The sequence below is a fragment of the Vreelandella arctica genome (assembly GCF_037070215.1).
In the GTDB taxonomy this organism is placed as follows: domain Bacteria; phylum Pseudomonadota; class Gammaproteobacteria; order Pseudomonadales; family Halomonadaceae; genus Vreelandella; species Vreelandella arctica.
On the sequence record NZ_JBANSN010000003.1, the window covers coordinates 159,759 to 175,474 of the forward strand.

Consider the following 15,716-nt stretch of genomic DNA (forward strand, 5'->3'; position numbering starts at 1 on the left):
CGGTGAAGCGTGGGTTTTAAACCCGCTTAAACCAGCTGGGTTAGCCAGCCGTACTTATCTTCACTGCGGCCGTACTGCAGGTCGAGCAGTTTGGTACGGATGCGCATGGCGATTTCATTGTTGCCGCCCGCGGTGAGCTTGATACGCTCGTTTTCAGTGACCAGTTCACCGACCGGCGTGATGACCGCGGCGGTACCGCAGGCAAACACTTCGGTGATCTCGCCGGACGCCGCGCCTTCGCGCCACTCGTCAATACTAATAGCGCGCTCTTCCGGCGTTAGACCTTCATCTTTGGCCAACGTGAGAATGGAGTTGCGCGTCACGCCTTCGAGAATGGTGTCGGTCAGGCGCGGGGTCACCAAACGGCCGTCTTTGAAGACGAAGAACAGGTTCATGCCGCCCAGCTCTTCCACCCACTTGTTTTCAGCGGCATCGAGAAACGCAACCTGACCACACTGATGAGCTTCGGCCTCTTTCTGCGCGGCTAATGAGGCCGCATAGTTACCGCCACATTTAGCAAAGCCGGTGCCGCCTGCGGCTGCACGCTTGTAGTTCGAGGAGAGCCAGATCGACACCGGGGCAATGCCGCCTTTGAAATAAGCTGCCGCCGGGGAGGCGATCACATAGTAGTCGACTTCCTGTGACGGACGTACGCCCAGGAAGGCTTCCGAGGCGATCATGAACGGACGCAGGTAGAGACTACATTCATCAGACGCGCTGGCAGGCGTAGGTACCCAAGCCTGATCCTGGGCGAGCAGCGCTTTCAGCGAGCCGATGAAATCCTCATCGGACAGTTCCGGCAGCGCTAATCGGCGGGCGCTGCGGCGGAAGCGCTCGGCGTTTTTCTCGGGGCGGAACGTCCAAATCGAGCCGTCAGCATGACGGTAGGCTTTGATGCCCTCAAAAATCTCCTGGCCGTAATGCAGCACTGAGGAGGCGGGATCGAGCGTTAATGGGCCGTAAGGGCGCACCTGATGGCCGTGCCAGTCGGCGTCCACAGTCCAACGAATATGGGCCATGTGGTCGGTAAAGTAGCGACCAAAACCGGGGTTTTTAAGGATATTTTCACGGATCTCATCGGCCGTCGGCTGGTTGGACGGCAGTATTTCAAAACGCGATTCTGACTGGTTATCTGAAGCTGTGGGCACGGCGTGTTGTCTCCGCTAGAGCCAGACCCCGAAGGGCAAAAGTAAGCAATGTGTGTAGTACAGCGTGTGCCCAAGGGCAGGGCGCACGCTTATGTGTTCAGGTTTAACGGTTGCCGCGCTGAAAGGCAACCGTTGAACGAGGGATCGTGATGCCGAGTGGTGATATTAGTCGTCGCTATTTTCTACCTGGGCATCGGTTTCACGGTCCAGCAGGTACTGGGTTAACAGCCCAACGGGGCGACCGGTGGCGCCTTTTTGCTTGCCTGAGTGCCAGGCGGTACCGGCGATATCCAGGTGTGCCCAGGGGAAATGATCGGCAAAGCGCGATAAAAAGCACGCGGCGGTAATCGTACCTGCGGGGCGGCCGCCAATGTTGGTCAGATCGGCAAAGTTGGAATCCAACTGGTCTTGGTATTCATCCCACAGCGGCAGGTGCCAGGCGCGATCCCATGCCCCTTCGCCTGCATCCAGTAGATCCAGCGCTAGGTCGTCGTCGTTGGAGAGCAGGCCGGTGGCGTGATGGCCCAGGCCGACAATTACTGCGCCGGTAAGAGTGGCGATATCGACCACGCTGGCGGGAGTAAAGCGCTCGGCGTAGGTCAGCGCGTCGCACAGTACCAGACGGCCTTCGGCGTCGGTATTGAGTACTTCGACGGTCAGCCCTTTTAGCGTTTTGATGATATCGCCGGGCTTGGTGGCGCGGCCGTCGGGCATGTTTTCGGCGGCGGCGACGATAAACACCAGATTGAGCTTCGGCTTGATATCCAACACTGCTTTGACGGTGCCGAATACGCTGGCAGCGCCGCACATGTCGAATTTCATTTCGTCCATGCCTTCGCCGGGCTTGAGCGAAATACCGCCGGTATCAAAGGTTATGCCTTTGCCGATCAGCACATGTGGGGCTTCATCGACGTTGTCGGCGCCTTGGTACTTCATAACGATCAGGCGTGTCGGTTCCTTACTGCCGCGCCCTACAGAAAGCAGCGAGCCTGCACCCAGGGCTTCCAGCGCTTCTTCATCAAGAATGTCGACCTCAAGGGCGCCCTTTGAATCGCGGCCCAGCTGCTCTGCCTGATCGGCTAAATAGCGAGGCGTGCAGATATTGGCAGGCAGGTTGCCCAAGGTGCGCGTGTAATTGATGCCCTGACCAATCGCGTTGCCTATTAAGGCGCCCTGCTTAACCTGCGAAACCGCGTCGGCATCGCTGATCATTAACGTCAGCTTGGCTAGGCTGAGGGCCGGGGCGGGCGATGATTTGAACTGATCAAAGCGATAAATGGCCCGCTCAGCCGCTTCCATCACCTTGCGCGCTTTCCAGGCCGGGTCGCGGTCGGCGAGTGGCACATCGCCGAATACCACGCTCGCTTCATCGATAGGCAGTTTGACTAACGCTGCCATGGCCGCATCCAGCGCCTTGATGAAGGCGGCTTCCTGGCATTTTTCGCGCTCACCCAAGCCCACTAGCAAGATGCGCTCAGCGCCCAGGCCCGGTGCAAAGGGCACCAATTGCACATTGCCCAGCGCGGCGTCAAAGTCACCGCGTTCCAGCAATTGGCCAATCAGGCGCTCGCTGGCGTCGTCCAGTTTGGCAACGGTGGGCAGAAGATCGCTACCTTTGAAAACCGGTACCAAAAGGCAGGCCGTTTCGGTTTTGGCCGGGTTCGCAGTCTGAACGGAAAATTCCATGACGGCTCCAACAAGACAAGCAGCGAGGGAATCGGGATAATGCCCCGTTGCTTTTGATTGTGAAAAGGGACTGAGAATAATTTGTTTAGTGTACCCAAGCCATTCGCTTATTGCATGGCATCCTGCACGACTAGCCGGAGAGCGCGTTGATTTTATTTCGATATCTAACTCGCGAAGTGTTACTCACCATGTCGGCGGTCGCTGGCATCCTGTTGCTGGTGATCATGGGCAGCCGCTTTATCCGCTACTTTTCGGACGCAGCGGAAGGCGATATTCCGGTCACCATGTTAGGCAGCCTCATGATGTTTCACCTGCCCGGCTTTATGGAACTGATTTTACCGCTGTCTTTTTTTCTGGGCATCCTGCTGGCCTATGGGCAGCTCTACATGAATAGCGAAATTACCGTGATGGTCGCCTGCGGGATGAGCCCTACGCGGCTGTTGAAAGTGACCCTGCTACCCGCCAGCGTGGTAGCGGTGTTGGTAGGCATCTGTAGCCTATGGCTGACCCCTTATGGCGCGCTGCAAACGGAAACTGCGCTGGAAGAGCAGCGTAGCCGCCTGGATGTTTCCGTGTTGGCGCCGGGGCGCTTTCAGGAGTTTGGGGGTGGTCGTACCGCGTATATAGGTGGCTTCTCCAGCGACGGAACGGAAATGCGAGACGTGCTGGTGCACGAACAGAACCAGCAGGGCGACGAAGGAACCCACGACTTCGTTACCCGCGCTGTCTCGGGCTATCAGGAAACCCGACTCGAAACGGGGAGCCGCTTTTTAGTGCTGGATGATGGTGAACGCTACGGGGTGACGCCAGGTGAGCAGAGCGCCGAGCGGCTCACGTTTGAGCGCTATACCCTGCGCCTGGGATTAAGTCGCGACCGGCAGGAGCTTGATTCTCTGGAGTACGCGACCACGCTTGAGCTATGGAATAATCCAAGTCCCCGTGCTCAGGCCCAGTGGCAGTGGCGTGCGGGCCTACCCTTAATGGTGTTTGTGCTGGCTTTGATGGCGCAGCCGCTTTCACGTGTCAATCCCCGCCAGGGGCGCTTCGGCAAACTACTGCCTGCGGTCTTTTTATATGTTGCGTATCTCAGCCTGCTGCTGGCGGTGGTCGATGCGATTGGCAGCGGTACTTGGTCCAGTATGCTGGGTGTGTGGCCGGTACACGGGCTGTTCTTGGGATTGGGCCTGCTAATGCTGTGGCGCTCGCAACGTAAGGGGATGCGCTAATGGTGCTTGACCGTCTCGATCGTTATATCGCCCGCAACGTGTTGGCGGCCATTGTCGTCGTTCAGTTTGTGCTGCTCGGTTTGGATATTACCATTGCCTATATTGATGACTTAGGCGATGTACAGGCAGGCTACACTGCTCTGGATGCGTTGCTGTACCTGCTAATGCGCATGCCCTGGCGTTTTTATCAGTATGCCCCCGTGGCGGTGTTGATTGGGGCGCTGATCGGTTTGGGCAGCATGGCGTCGAGCAATGAGCTCACCGTTATGCGTGCCGCTGGGCGCTCGCTGGCGCGCATTGTTTGGGGCGTGATGAAGCCGGTGCTAGTGGTGGTGGTCGTGGTGCTGCTGGTCGCCGAGTATGTTAGCCCGCGTACCGAGCAATACGCCGAAGCGTGGCGCTTGGAAAAACTCCAAGGCGAAGGCGCCATGCTGACCAGCCGCAGCGGCTGGCAGATCGAGGGTGATAGTGTCTACCGTTTTGGGGCGATCCGTGCGGATAACGTGGTGCTTGATTTAACCCGTTATCGCTTTGATGATCGCCAGCTAGTCGAAGCCACCTACGCACAGCGTGCCCGTTGGGAAGGCGATGCGTGGCGGTTGGAAAATGTGGCTACCACGCGCATTTTCGACGATCACACTGAGTCGGACCAGGCGGCCAGCATGGATTGGGACACTGCGTTTACCCCCACCCAACTGGAGCGATTGCTGCGCGATATTGAGAGCCAGGCACCCAGCGAGCTTTGGGCCTATGCCCAGTTCCTTGAGGAACAGAACCTGCAGAATGACCAGGCGCTGCTGTATTTTTGGCAGAAGATGCTGATGCCGCTCACCATGGGTTCGCTAGTGCTGATTGCAGCTTCCTTTGTGTTTGGCCCGTTGCGCACCGTGGCCGCAGGTACGCGCGTGTTTTACGGCGTGGTCACCGGGCTGAGCTTCAAGTATGTACAAGATCTGCTGGCGCCCGCCTCGACAATCTTTGGTTTTTCCCCCGTGTGGGCCGTGCTGGTGCCAACATTGGCGTGTGCCGGGGTAGGGATCTACTTTCTACGTCGCAACGGTTAGGCGTAGTTTGCTAAGCCAAAAAATTTCATCACCGCCAAGTGGCAAGCAAGAACTAATAAGAGAGAACTATGCGAATACGACGCTTTGCTCAGTTGGACAGCGTATGGCCAGCGGGTCTTGGACGCCGCCTGGGTGCCATGCTCTATGACGGCTTTCTGGTCACCGCGATCTGGATAGCCGTGACCGTCGCGCATATGGTTTTTTTCCGCTATGTGCTTGGTCAGCAGCCAGAAGAGATTGGCACTACGGCCGGTGATATCTGGAGCCTGCGTCTCTTGCTGCTGTTTTTTGTCACCCTGTTTTTCGTTTTCTCCTGGTCGCGTGGGGGAATGACCTTGGGCATGCAGGCGTGGCGGTTGCGGGTGCAAACACTGGATGGCTATTCGCTGAATTTGAGGCAATGCCTCATTCGCTGCGCAGTGGCGTGGCTCTCACTGCTGGCATTTGGTTTGGGCTACTTGTGGGTACTGTTCGATAAACAGCGGCGCAGCTGGCCAGATATTGCTTCCAACACGCAAACGGTGGTTTTGCCGAAAAAATAATGGCCATTTGCGATATGCCTTATGAAGGTAGAAAACATTGCTAAGCCAATAGGTTATCGTGCTTTTGTTATTCTTTAAGACGAATAGATACCAACAAGCAGTCATTTCTACTTGAAAAGACCTATGCGAATCATTTACATTCACCTCATGACTTTTATGAGGTGTCGCCATGTACGTTTGTGTGTGCAAGGGAGTAACCGACCATCAGATTCGCCAGCACGTTAGCGACGGAGCGCGCAGCTGGCGAGAAGTACGCGAGGCAACCGGCTGCGCAACGCAGTGCGGTAAGTGCGCGTGCTATGCTAAATCTATTACCCGCGACGCCGTACAAGAAGCACGCCAAGAAGCCGATATGGGCCTTGCCTACGCCGTGTGACGCGAATCACTATTGTTAGGGTTGCCTTTAGCAAATATATGATTTGCTTGAACTTTTAAATACCTTATCTATACTCTCAGGAAAGCTGGGAGTATAGCTATGTGCGCCTATACCTCTCTCCAAACGTAACTGCTTGATCGCGTTATTAAAGGCCAACTTAACCATTGGCATATACATTAGCATTACAGTAGAAAAGGTGACGTCATGAAAGGTGATACTAAAGTTCTTGAGCATCTCAATAAGGCGCTCGGCAACGAACTGGTTGCGATTAATCAGTACTTTTTACATGCCAAAATGTACAAGGATTGGGGTCTGAAAGCGCTGGCTAAGTGGGAATACGATGAATCCATCGAAGAGATGCAGCACGCTGACAAGATCATTGAGCGCATCCTGTTTCTAGAGGGCATCCCCAACCTGCAAGATCTTGGCAAGCTACACATCGGCGAAAACGTCAAAGAGATGCTCGAAAGCGATCTGAAAATCGAGCACGACGGCCGCAATGACTACATCGAAGCCATCACCTACTGCGAGAGCGTTAAAGATTACGTTACCCGCGATATGCTGCGTGACTTGCTCGCCGATGAAGAGGGTCATATTGACCACATCGAAACTGAGCTGAAGCTAATCGAACAGGTCGGTATTCAGAACTACCTGCAGCGCCAAATGCAGATGGCTGGCGAAGAGTGATCTCTCTAGCCAAGTCTGTTTGGTTGGCTTTTTAGTTCAGCTAAACGTGCAGAATAGAAAACGGGCAGCCACTTGGCTGCCCGTTTTCTATTGCTAGTATTTCCTCTCAATCACGCTATGAGCTGGTGGCTAGCGTATCGCCCGCCTTGCCTGTACCAAGCGCCTGTTCTGCAGGTTCATCAACCGCAAAGGTCGTGCGGCTCAAACGGCGTACACGCTTCATAAATAGCGCGATGCAGATAAGTGTACCCAGTGCCGCTACCACATAGCTCAAGTGCAGCGGTAGACCAAAACCGATAGGGGCATAGGCCAAGTAGGTAAAGGTAGCCATGGTCATAAAGGTGGCTGGGATTGATGTGATTAAGTGAGGTTTACGCGACAACACCAAGTACATGGTACCTACCCATAGCGCGATAACGGCGGTGGTTTGGTTCGCCCATGAGAAGTAACGCCACAGTAGCGTGAAGTCCATATGGGTTAATGCATAGGACACTACAAACAGCGGTAGAGCCACCATCACGCGCTTCATAATTGGCTTTTGGTCGATCTTGATGTAGTCAGCAATGATCATTCGTGCGCTGCGGAAAGCGGTATCGCCAGAGGTGATCGGCAACACAATAACGCCGAGTATGGCCAGGGTGCCGCCGACAGCGCCGAGCATGGTGGTAGACACCTCACTCACCACTGCAGCAGGGCCACCCGCCGCCAGCACATCGGCGAGTGACTGGTCGCCGTAGAACAGGCTCATCGCCGCCGCCGCCCAAATCATCGCAATGATGCCTTCGGTGATCATCATGCCGTAAAAGATTTTACGCCCATTGGTTTCATTTTCAGTCGTACGCGAAATAATCGGCGTTTGGGTGGCGTGGAAGCCGGAAAGTGCGCCGCAGGAGATGGTTAAAAACAGCAGCGGAAAAATGGGGGCTGCTTCAGGGTGCATGTTTTGAAAGGAGAGCTCGGGGATGGGCGCGCCCGTCACAATCAAGCCAATACCGATACCCGCCGCGCTGAACAGTAGTAGCGCACCGAAATAGGGATAGATACGGCCGATGACTTTATCAATCGGCAGCAGGGTGGCGATCAGGTAGTAAATAAAGATAGCGACAATGATGAGCGTTAACGACAGCGACGTCATATTGGCCAGCAGCGCTGCGGGTGAAGTCACGAAGACCGTACCCACCAGAAGCAGCAGCAGAATTGCGAAGCCATTCACCACGTGCTTCATTGCTTTGCCGAGAAACTTGCCCGCTAACTGCGGCAGGTGGGCGCCGTGGTTGCGAATCGAGATCATGCCGGTCAGGTAATCGTGCACCGCACCAGCAAAAATGCAGCCGACCACAATCCAAATAAACGCCACTGGACCATACAGTGCCCCTAGAATGGGGCCGAAAATGGGGCCGACACCGGCAATATTGAGTAACTGAATAAGCGAGTTACGCGTGGTGTTCATCGGCACGTAGTCGATGTTGTCGCGCATGGTGAATGCTGGCGTACGTCGTTTGCGGTCAGTCACAAACACGCGCTCAACGAACTTCCCATAGGTAAAGTAGCCCGCAATCAGCAGCAGGATCGATACAATAAAGGTGATCATCGAAGGTACCTAGAGCAGTGAAGGGGATTAGCCAAGAGTGGCGAGTGTGCCAGTAACACAAAAGTAGGCACTTTTTTAGCCGGATCGAATGTACAGATAAGGGCTGATCAGCACAGCTAGACTTTAGTTGGTAATCAATCAATAAAAACGGGCAACCCATCGGCCGCCCGTTTTACTGCTCTACGTGAGTGCTGGTATTAAGATTCCACGACACCACAGGCCATACGAGTGCCGCCACCACCAAGATGAGGCTCATCCTCGTAGGTATCACCACCTTCATGAATCATGATACTGCGGCCAGGCATATCTTCCATGCTTAAGCGTGGAGCAAGAACAGGCAGATTCGCTTCACCATCTTCATTCACTGTTAACACCGGTAGATCACCCAAGTGGCCTTCACCATAAGGTCCCTGGTGGGTGCCGGTTTCCTCAGGATCATAGTGGCCACCTGCTGCCTGGGCGGCAGTCATCTCGCCATCGTCATTCTCGGCTGGGTCGCAGCTGGCGTTCTGGTGAACGTGAAAGCCGTAAACGCCGGGCTCAAGATCCGACAGCGAGGGTGTCAGCAATAAACCGTGATCCGTATGCTCAAGTGATACGGTGCCAATAGACTCTTCACTTCCTTCGGTGCTGACTTTATGCATCTCCACATCAAGGGTTTCATTGGCCTGGGCCGCCGATGTGGCGAGCAGTAATGAGGCAGCAATAGCAGTAAGTGGTGTTGAATAGCGCATAGAGTTTTCTCCTTCCGAATCCATGGAAACGCTGTAGCAGCGTTGCTTATTTAAGGTAGCTGCCGAGCAGGTACTTCGCCACCCGGCTACTCATAAGCAGCTGTTATGTGATGTAAAAGCACTCTTTTTAAATTCAATCTTTTAAGCTTAATAAAGTAGCCGCGAGTGCTTGAGTACGTGGTACCAGCGTATCCAGTAAGCAGTACTCTTCATCAGTGTGCATTTTGGCGCCGACCGGGCCAAGTCCACACAGAGTGGGAATGCCCAAGCTGGCCGTCCAGCCAGCATCAGAACAGCCGCCGGTGAATTCACCGTCAACTTCAAAACCAACGTTTTTAGCCTGGGAGTGGTAGAGAGCAAACAGTTTGCTGCTCATACACTCTTCGAGAGGATAGAACTCCGATGTCTGTTCGATGGTTGCCTGGGTGTCGGGAATATCGGGTTCGGCAATAATGGTTTCAATGGCTTTATACAGCTGGTCACGCTGTGCTGTCGTTACAAAGCGAATATCCAACTGAGCAGACGCGAAAGGCGCGACAGTGTTGCGTGAAACCCCACCGGTGATGGTGCCCACATTGGTGGTGATCCCTGCCTCATAATCGGTCAACGCATGCAGCTTGATGATCTTGCGGGCGAGTGTTTCGATTGCGCTGGCGCCATCGGCATGGCTAACGCCGGAGTGGGCGGCTTTACCGGTAACGTTGATCAAAAAACCAGCACCTCCTTTTCGGCCAGTGACCACATTGCCGCTGACGCGCCCAGGCTCGACGTTCAAGACGGCGCGAGCCCCTTGGGCAGCGGCTTCAATGAAGGCTCGGCCATTCGGCGAGCCAATCTCCTCATCGGCGGTAAACAGGGCGCGAACGGGTAGGGGGCAGTCGGGCAAACGGCTTAACGCACGCAGAACAAAGCAGTTCATCACCAAACCGCTTTTCATATCGGCTACGCCTGGACCAAAGCCTAGATTCTCTTTTTGCGTATAGCCTCGACTCTTCACTGTGCCGGTAGGAAAAACCGTATCCCTGTGGCCCATGAGTAGCGCATGGCCTTGGTCTGCTTCCCCCAGCTGTGCTTCTAAAATATCGCCTGAGTCTGGGCGTGGGTGTCGTATGACCGTGATTCCATCCTGCTCAAGCCACTGGGTAATCAGGTCGGCAACCGCATCTGTGCCCGCTTTGTCGTAGCTGTTGGAGTCGATATTAACCAGGGCCTCCAAGCAAGCAATCATCGCCTGCTGCTGCCCCTCTAGCCAATGACACGCTTGTTGTATTAGTGGGTCTTGCATGCAGCGCGCTCCTTATGAATCTCTGCACCTTGGGCAGTCAAATCCCAGAATAGCCCCGCCATTAATATAAGCGCTTCTGAGGCAATGCTACCCAACAAGTGTTCATCGGGGGCGTGTTGCGAACATGAGGGATAGGAGTGGGGGATCCATAGTGTGGGTAAGCCCAGTGTCTCGGCAAATACATCATTGGGTAATGATCCGCCTAAGTTAGGTAACAGCGTTGGCGTTTTATTCGTCGTCAGTTGTATTGAGGTTAACGCCCAGCCCACCCAAGGATCCTCAGGATCCAGCCGCGTAGCATTCATCTGAGACATGCGCGCCGCGCTCACCTCAATATCGCTAAAGCCGTGTTGATCCAGGTGGCGGCGCAAATGAGCAAGAAAATTATCCTGATCGCTGCCTACGACATAGCGCAGTTGGCAGTGGGCGTAGGCGTGGGGCGGAATCGCATTGGCCGGAGCGTCCGGGTTTCCAGCCTTCATGGCGAGCACTTCTAAGGTATTCCAGCCGAATAACCGTTCAGCGGGGGAGAGTCCTGGCTCACCCCAGTCCGTATCAATCGTCGGTGCATTGTCACCGACGCCCACCTCGAGTGAGGCCAGGGCGTTGCGAACGGCGTCAGGAATAGGTTCCGGGCGTAAGCCCTGTATCTGAATCACGCCGTTGGCATCCACCAGCGTGGCCAGCGCATTAGTTAACCGTACAGCCGGGTTTTTTAAAACGCCGCCCCAGTTACCTGAATGGTGGGCCCCTTCCCGGGCCTGCAGTTTAAGGTCAAAATTGAATGAACCTCGTGAGCCTAAAAACAGGGTGGGCGAGTCAGCGTTCAAACGGGGGCCATCTGACCCAATGAACACGTCGGCCGCTAAACGCTCGCGATAGCGATGGCAGACCTCTTTTAGCCCCGGTGATCCGGTCTCTTCGCCCATCTCCAACACCAGTTTAACGTTATAACCCAGGCGCCCGTTGCTGGCTTTCAACACACAGCCCAGTGCGGCTAGGTTAATCGTGTGCTGGCCTTTGTTGTCAGCGGTGCCACGCCCATACCAGCGGTCCCCCCGCTGGGTAATTTGCCAAGGTGACAGCCCGTCGGCCCACTGGTCGTCATAGCCGCGTATCACATCGCCATGGCCATAGGTTAATACACTGAACGTAGCCTCAGGCTCAAGGCGTTCAGCGAGCAGAAAAGGCCCAAATCCTGTCACGGGATTATCGACAATTTCCCACGTGAAACCGAGCTGCTCGATATCTGGGATAATCTGTTCGGTAAGGTAGCGGTGAAGCTCTTCCTGCCTATTCGATTCCTGACTTTCGCTACGGATGGCAATGCGCGGCGCAAGCTGCTGATAAAATTCACCGCTATCAAAGTAAGATTTGGCATTGTCTAAGGCGTGTTGGCGCGACATAAGCATTCCTTTTTAACGTTAAATGTATTTAGGCAAGATGGCAGGCGACACGCGCCTGGTTGCTGTGTCCAGAAGCCTGATTGGGAGCATGAGTAATAGCGCTTAGCTTTGGTGTCTGCTCTGAGCATTGCGGTTGAGCGATTGGGCAGCGTGGGTGAAAAGCGCAGCCTGAGGGTGGCTGGGTGGGGTCGGGCTGGCCTGCCCCCAGGCCAATGTCGGGCACGCCTAAACCTGGCTCCGGCGTCAACGCGGAAGCGAGTAGCGCTTGGGTATAAGGGTGGCGCGGGGCTGAGAAGATTTGTTCACGCGTACCCTCTTCGACAATCTGGCCCAGGTACATTACCGCCAAGCGGTCTGCTAGATGCTCAACCACGGCGAGGTCGTGGCTAATAAATAGGTAGGTAAGGCCAAACTCATCTTTCAGGTCGAGCAGCAGGTTGAGAATCTGGGCTTGAACCGACACATCCAACGCGGAAGTGGGTTCATCACAAATCACCAGGTCAGGGCGCATAATCAGCGCTCGGGCAATCGCTACCCTCTGGCGCTGACCGCCTGACATCTGTCCTGGGTATTGCTGGGCAGCTCGCTTGGGCAGGCCGACCAACTCCAGCATCTTTTCAACGTTAGCCGTTTGCTCTTTGGGGGTGCCGATGGCATGAATGCGGAGTGGCAAGCCAACGATCTGGGCAATCCGCTGGCGTGGATTGAGCGATGAGTAGGGATCTTGAAAAATCGGCTGAATATGACGAGCTAATGCTTTTTGGTCAGCATTAACAATCGCTTTGCCGTTGATTAATACATCGCCGCCGCTTGGTTTCGTGAGACCCAGCAGCATTTTGGCTAAAGTGCTCTTACCGCAGCCCGACTCACCCACCAGCCCCATCACTTGACCGCGGGGAACGCGCAGCGATACCTCATTGACTGCCTTTAAGGTTCGGCTTTTGTGCAGCATGCCGCCACCTAGTTTGAACGTTTTGGACAGCGCGCAGAGTTCGAGGGCAAGTGGATCCATACTGTTTGCAGGAGAGGCGTTGCTTGTCATGATGTTATCTCCTGAGTATTTAGCAGCTCTGGGCGGGCTTGCTGATGAGCAAAGTGACAGCGTGAATAGTGCTCGCTTGTGACAGCATGTAAGGGCGGCGTGGTAGTGCACAGCTCATCCGCTTGGTCGCAGCGATTGCAAAAGGCGCAGCCCTCGACCTTGCCTACCAGGCTGGGCACCACCCCTGGAATCGCCTGTAAACGACTGCCTGGCAATGTCTTGCCGGGCGTCGGGATACAGCGCAATAATCCTTGGGTGTAGGGGTGGTTAGGGGCCTTGAAGAGCGCCTGGGCAGAGGCGGTTTCAATCACCTCACCGGCATACATCACGGCGACTCGGTCCGCGATGCGTGCAACAACGCCCAGGTCGTGGGTGATGAAAATAACCGCCGTGCCGAACTCCTGTTGAAGATCGCGCAGCAGGTGGAGAATTTGCGCTTGAATGGTGACGTCTAGGGCCGTGGTGGGCTCATCGGCAATGATCAGATCGGGTTCACACATTAACGCCATGGCAATCATTACCCGTTGGCGCAGCCCGCCCGAAAGCTGATGAGGGTACTGGCGCATGCGCTCTTCCGCCGCGCTGATACCTACCCGCTCAAGTAAGTAGAGGGCGCGGTCATGGGCCGCTTTACGTGATACCCGCTGGTGACGGCGCAAGGCTTCACAAAGCTGATTGCCCAGAGTGTAGGCAGGGTTGAGCGCGGTCATGGGCTCTTGGAAAATCATCGCCATACGCGCGCCGCGTAAATTGCTGCGCTCGCGTTCGGGCACCGTGAGCAGGTCAACGCCGTCAAAGTTGAGACAGTCGGCGTTTATCTGCGCTTTGCGCGGCAGCAGGCCCATTAATGCCAGCGACGTCATGGATTTGCCACAGCCCGATTCACCCACCAGACAGAGCATTTCACCGCGTTCAACGTGAAAGTCGATACCCCGCACGGCGTGGAGCGTGCCTTTTGCTATCGGCAAGTCGACGCGCAGCTGTTTTACAGTGAGTAGCGGTGAGGCTGGCGCTGTTGAACGCTCAACTGAGGATAGATTACTCATTGCGGCCTCCCGGTGCGCTGAGATCGCGCAGTCCATCGCCTAGTAAGTTAATCGCCAGCACCAGAATAAATAGCGCGCTGCCAGGGATCGTAATTACCCAGGGCTGAAAGAACATATAGGCTTTGCCTTCGGCGATCATCAGCCCCCAAGAGGGGGAAGGAGGCTGCACGCCCATGCCCAGAAACGACAGCGTTGCTTCAAGTAAAATAGCGTTGGCGACTTCGAGGGTAGCCACCACGATGAGAGCGCCGGCGATATTGGGCAGCACTTCGCGCAGTAGAATATAGGGCAGCGAACAGCCCAGCGCCTGGGCAGCCTGAACATACTCGGCATCGCGCAATTGCTGAGTAGCCGAGCGGGCAACGACCGCAAAGCGATCCCATAGCAGCAGCCCCAGCAGTAGCGTGACGGTCAGCATCGAGCCGCCGATCAGCGAGGCCATGGCAAGTGCTACCAATACCACGGGCATGGCCAGGCGAGTGGTCAGTAGATAGCTCACCACGGCATCAACGCGACCGCCAAAGTAGCCTGCCAACACGCCTAACGTCGTACCAATCAGGCCTGAAATCAGTGCAACCACTATGCCGATAAAGAGTGAAATGCGGGTGCCATAAATCAGGCGGCTCAGGTAGTCACGACCAAGACGGTCGGTGCCTAACGGGTGTGTCCAACTACCAGTATCGTGCCAGAAAGGCGGCACCATGCGGTTAGCGGTGTTCTGTAAATAGGGATCATGGGGGGCTAGCCACGGTGCCAGAAGCGCGATAATACCTAGTAACGTAATGATCAATAAGCCGATGGCTAAGCTGCGGTTGTTAAGTGTGCTGCGCAGTAAACGCGATTGCCAACTGCCGACTAAGTATTGCTCTGCCGCCACCGGTGGGGAAAGGGTGTGTGCCATGGTGTTCTCCGTTAGCGCGCGCGCAAGCGCGGATCGAGTACTGCGTTGAGAATGTCGGCAAGCAGCGTCAGCACGATATAAAACAGCGCAATGATCAACACGATGGCCTGAACCACCGGATAGTCATTGCGTGAAATCGCGTTCCAGGCCAGTTGACCTAGCCCGCGCAGCGAAAAGACGGTCTCTATGACTACCGAACCGCCGAGCATAAATCCCAGCTCTACGGCGGCTAGCGCCACCACCGGAATCACTGCATTGCGTAGTGCATGTTTGAAAATCACCGACCCAGTGCGCAGCCCTTTGGCCCGGGCGGTGCGAATGTAGTCAGCCTCTAATACTTCCAGCATGCCGCTACGGGTTAGCCGCATCATTGCAGGGGTGGCGTAATAGCCCAGCGCTACGGCGGGCAGTACAAAGCCTTGCCAGCTATCGCTTCCAGCGGCGGGAAACCACTGCAGCTTGACGGCAAACAGGATGATCAGCGTTAGGCCAAACCAGAAGTTGGGCATTGCCTGGCCGGTGACTGCAATCGCCATAGCCATACGGTCTATCCAGCTGCCGCGTTTGAGGGCGGCGACTACGCCGAGGGGAATTGACACGCCCAGCGCAATCGCCAACGCCAATACACCTAGGGTCATCGTTACCGGTAGCCGCTCAACGACGAGATCGATGACTTCGCTCTGGTAATAGTAAGAGCGCCCAAAGTCGAGCTGCACCGCCCCCCATAGCCACGTCGTAAATTGCTGAATGACTGGCCGATCCAGGCCGTATTCAACGCGAATTTGCTCAACCTGTTCTGCGGTGGCCTCGGGGCCACCAATGGAGAGCGCTAAGTCACCCGAGAGCTGGAGCAGACTAAAACACAGCACCGAAATGGTGAGCGCGACGCTAAGCGCTATTAACGTGCGCTTGAAAACAAATGCCCACATAAAGCATCACTCCCTCGCTGTGGAAAGCGAGCCGTGGTGAGTGCCACGGCTGC

Annotated in this window: 15 protein-coding genes; 5 read left to right on the forward strand and 10 right to left on the reverse strand. The window is 55.5% G+C overall.

The genetic code is table 11. From position 1 onward, the window contains the following. Positions 1-26: 26 nt before the first annotated feature. The gene (locus V8L70_RS03810) at positions 27-1,148 is read right to left on the reverse strand and encodes a branched-chain amino acid aminotransferase (protein ID WP_336268896.1); all 1,122 of its coding nucleotides are present in this window, start codon (positions 1,146-1,148) and stop codon (positions 27-29) included. 165 nt (positions 1,149-1,313) lie between these two features. Next, entirely contained in the window at positions 1,314-2,834 is a 1,521-nt protein-coding gene (locus V8L70_RS03815) for a leucyl aminopeptidase (protein WP_336268897.1), read from the reverse strand. Positions 2,835-2,980: 146 nt separating this feature from the next. On the opposite strand from V8L70_RS03815, the gene lptF reads away from it, so the two are divergent. From lptF to bfr, 5 genes are all read left to right on the forward strand, one after another. Beyond that, positions 2,981-4,060 (forward strand): LPS export ABC transporter permease LptF, encoded by a 1,080-nt coding sequence (gene lptF / locus V8L70_RS03820; protein WP_336268898.1) that lies wholly within the window; start codon positions 2,981-2,983, stop codon positions 4,058-4,060. Beyond that, positions 4,060-5,124: an LPS export ABC transporter permease LptG gene (lptG, locus tag V8L70_RS03825; RefSeq protein WP_336268899.1), complete on the forward strand. Its 1,065-nt coding sequence runs from the start codon at positions 4,060-4,062 to the stop codon at positions 5,122-5,124. The genes lptF and lptG overlap by 1 nt, the downstream gene beginning before the upstream one ends. A gap of 68 nt (positions 5,125-5,192) precedes the next feature. Beyond that, positions 5,193-5,666 carry an RDD family protein gene (locus tag V8L70_RS03830; RefSeq protein ID WP_035564688.1) on the forward strand — a complete coding sequence of 158 codons (474 nt, stop codon included), beginning with the start codon at positions 5,193-5,195 and terminating at the stop codon, positions 5,664-5,666. Between the two features lie 169 nt (positions 5,667-5,835). After that, positions 5,836-6,042 carry a (2Fe-2S)-binding protein gene (locus tag V8L70_RS03835; RefSeq protein ID WP_008959830.1) on the forward strand — a complete coding sequence of 69 codons (207 nt, stop codon included), beginning with the start codon at positions 5,836-5,838 and terminating at the stop codon, positions 6,040-6,042. A 204-nt stretch (positions 6,043-6,246) separates the two neighbouring features. Next, the gene (gene bfr / locus V8L70_RS03840; protein WP_008959829.1) at positions 6,247-6,729 is read left to right on the forward strand and encodes a bacterioferritin; all 483 of its coding nucleotides are present in this window, start codon (positions 6,247-6,249) and stop codon (positions 6,727-6,729) included. A gap of 115 nt (positions 6,730-6,844) precedes the next feature. On the opposite strand, the gene V8L70_RS03845 is transcribed toward bfr, so the two are convergent. The 8 genes from V8L70_RS03845 to V8L70_RS03880 form a co-directional block, all read right to left on the reverse strand. Then, positions 6,845-8,320, reverse strand: a complete 1,476-nt coding sequence (locus V8L70_RS03845; RefSeq protein ID WP_101147371.1) for a carbon starvation CstA family protein — start codon at positions 8,318-8,320, stop codon at positions 6,845-6,847. A gap of 197 nt (positions 8,321-8,517) precedes the next feature. Further along, complete coding sequence (gene sodC / locus V8L70_RS03850; RefSeq protein WP_101147370.1) at positions 8,518-9,054, reverse strand: superoxide dismutase family protein; 537 nt, start codon at positions 9,052-9,054, stop codon at positions 8,518-8,520. 133 nt (positions 9,055-9,187) lie between these two features. After that, positions 9,188-10,339, reverse strand: a complete 1,152-nt coding sequence (locus tag V8L70_RS03855; protein ID WP_336268900.1) for a M20 family metallopeptidase — start codon at positions 10,337-10,339, stop codon at positions 9,188-9,190. Further along, positions 10,324-11,745 (reverse strand): M20 family metallopeptidase, encoded by a 1,422-nt coding sequence (locus tag V8L70_RS03860; RefSeq protein ID WP_336268901.1) that lies wholly within the window; start codon positions 11,743-11,745, stop codon positions 10,324-10,326. Before V8L70_RS03860 ends, V8L70_RS03855 begins: the two co-directional genes overlap by 16 nt. 28 nt (positions 11,746-11,773) lie before the next feature. Beyond that, positions 11,774-12,787, reverse strand: a complete 1,014-nt coding sequence (locus tag V8L70_RS03865) for an ABC transporter ATP-binding protein (protein WP_336268902.1) — start codon at positions 12,785-12,787, stop codon at positions 11,774-11,776. Continuing rightward, positions 12,784-13,833 carry an ABC transporter ATP-binding protein gene (locus tag V8L70_RS03870; RefSeq protein WP_336268903.1) on the reverse strand — a complete coding sequence of 350 codons (1,050 nt, stop codon included), beginning with the start codon at positions 13,831-13,833 and terminating at the stop codon, positions 12,784-12,786. The genes V8L70_RS03865 and V8L70_RS03870 overlap by 4 nt, the downstream gene beginning before the upstream one ends. Beyond that, positions 13,826-14,734: an ABC transporter permease gene (locus tag V8L70_RS03875; RefSeq protein WP_336268904.1), complete on the reverse strand. Its 909-nt coding sequence runs from the start codon at positions 14,732-14,734 to the stop codon at positions 13,826-13,828. Before V8L70_RS03875 ends, V8L70_RS03870 begins: the two co-directional genes overlap by 8 nt. 11 nt (positions 14,735-14,745) lie before the next feature. Next, entirely contained in the window at positions 14,746-15,663 is a 918-nt protein-coding gene (locus V8L70_RS03880; RefSeq protein WP_336268905.1) for an ABC transporter permease, read from the reverse strand. Positions 15,664-15,716 lie beyond the last annotated feature (53 nt).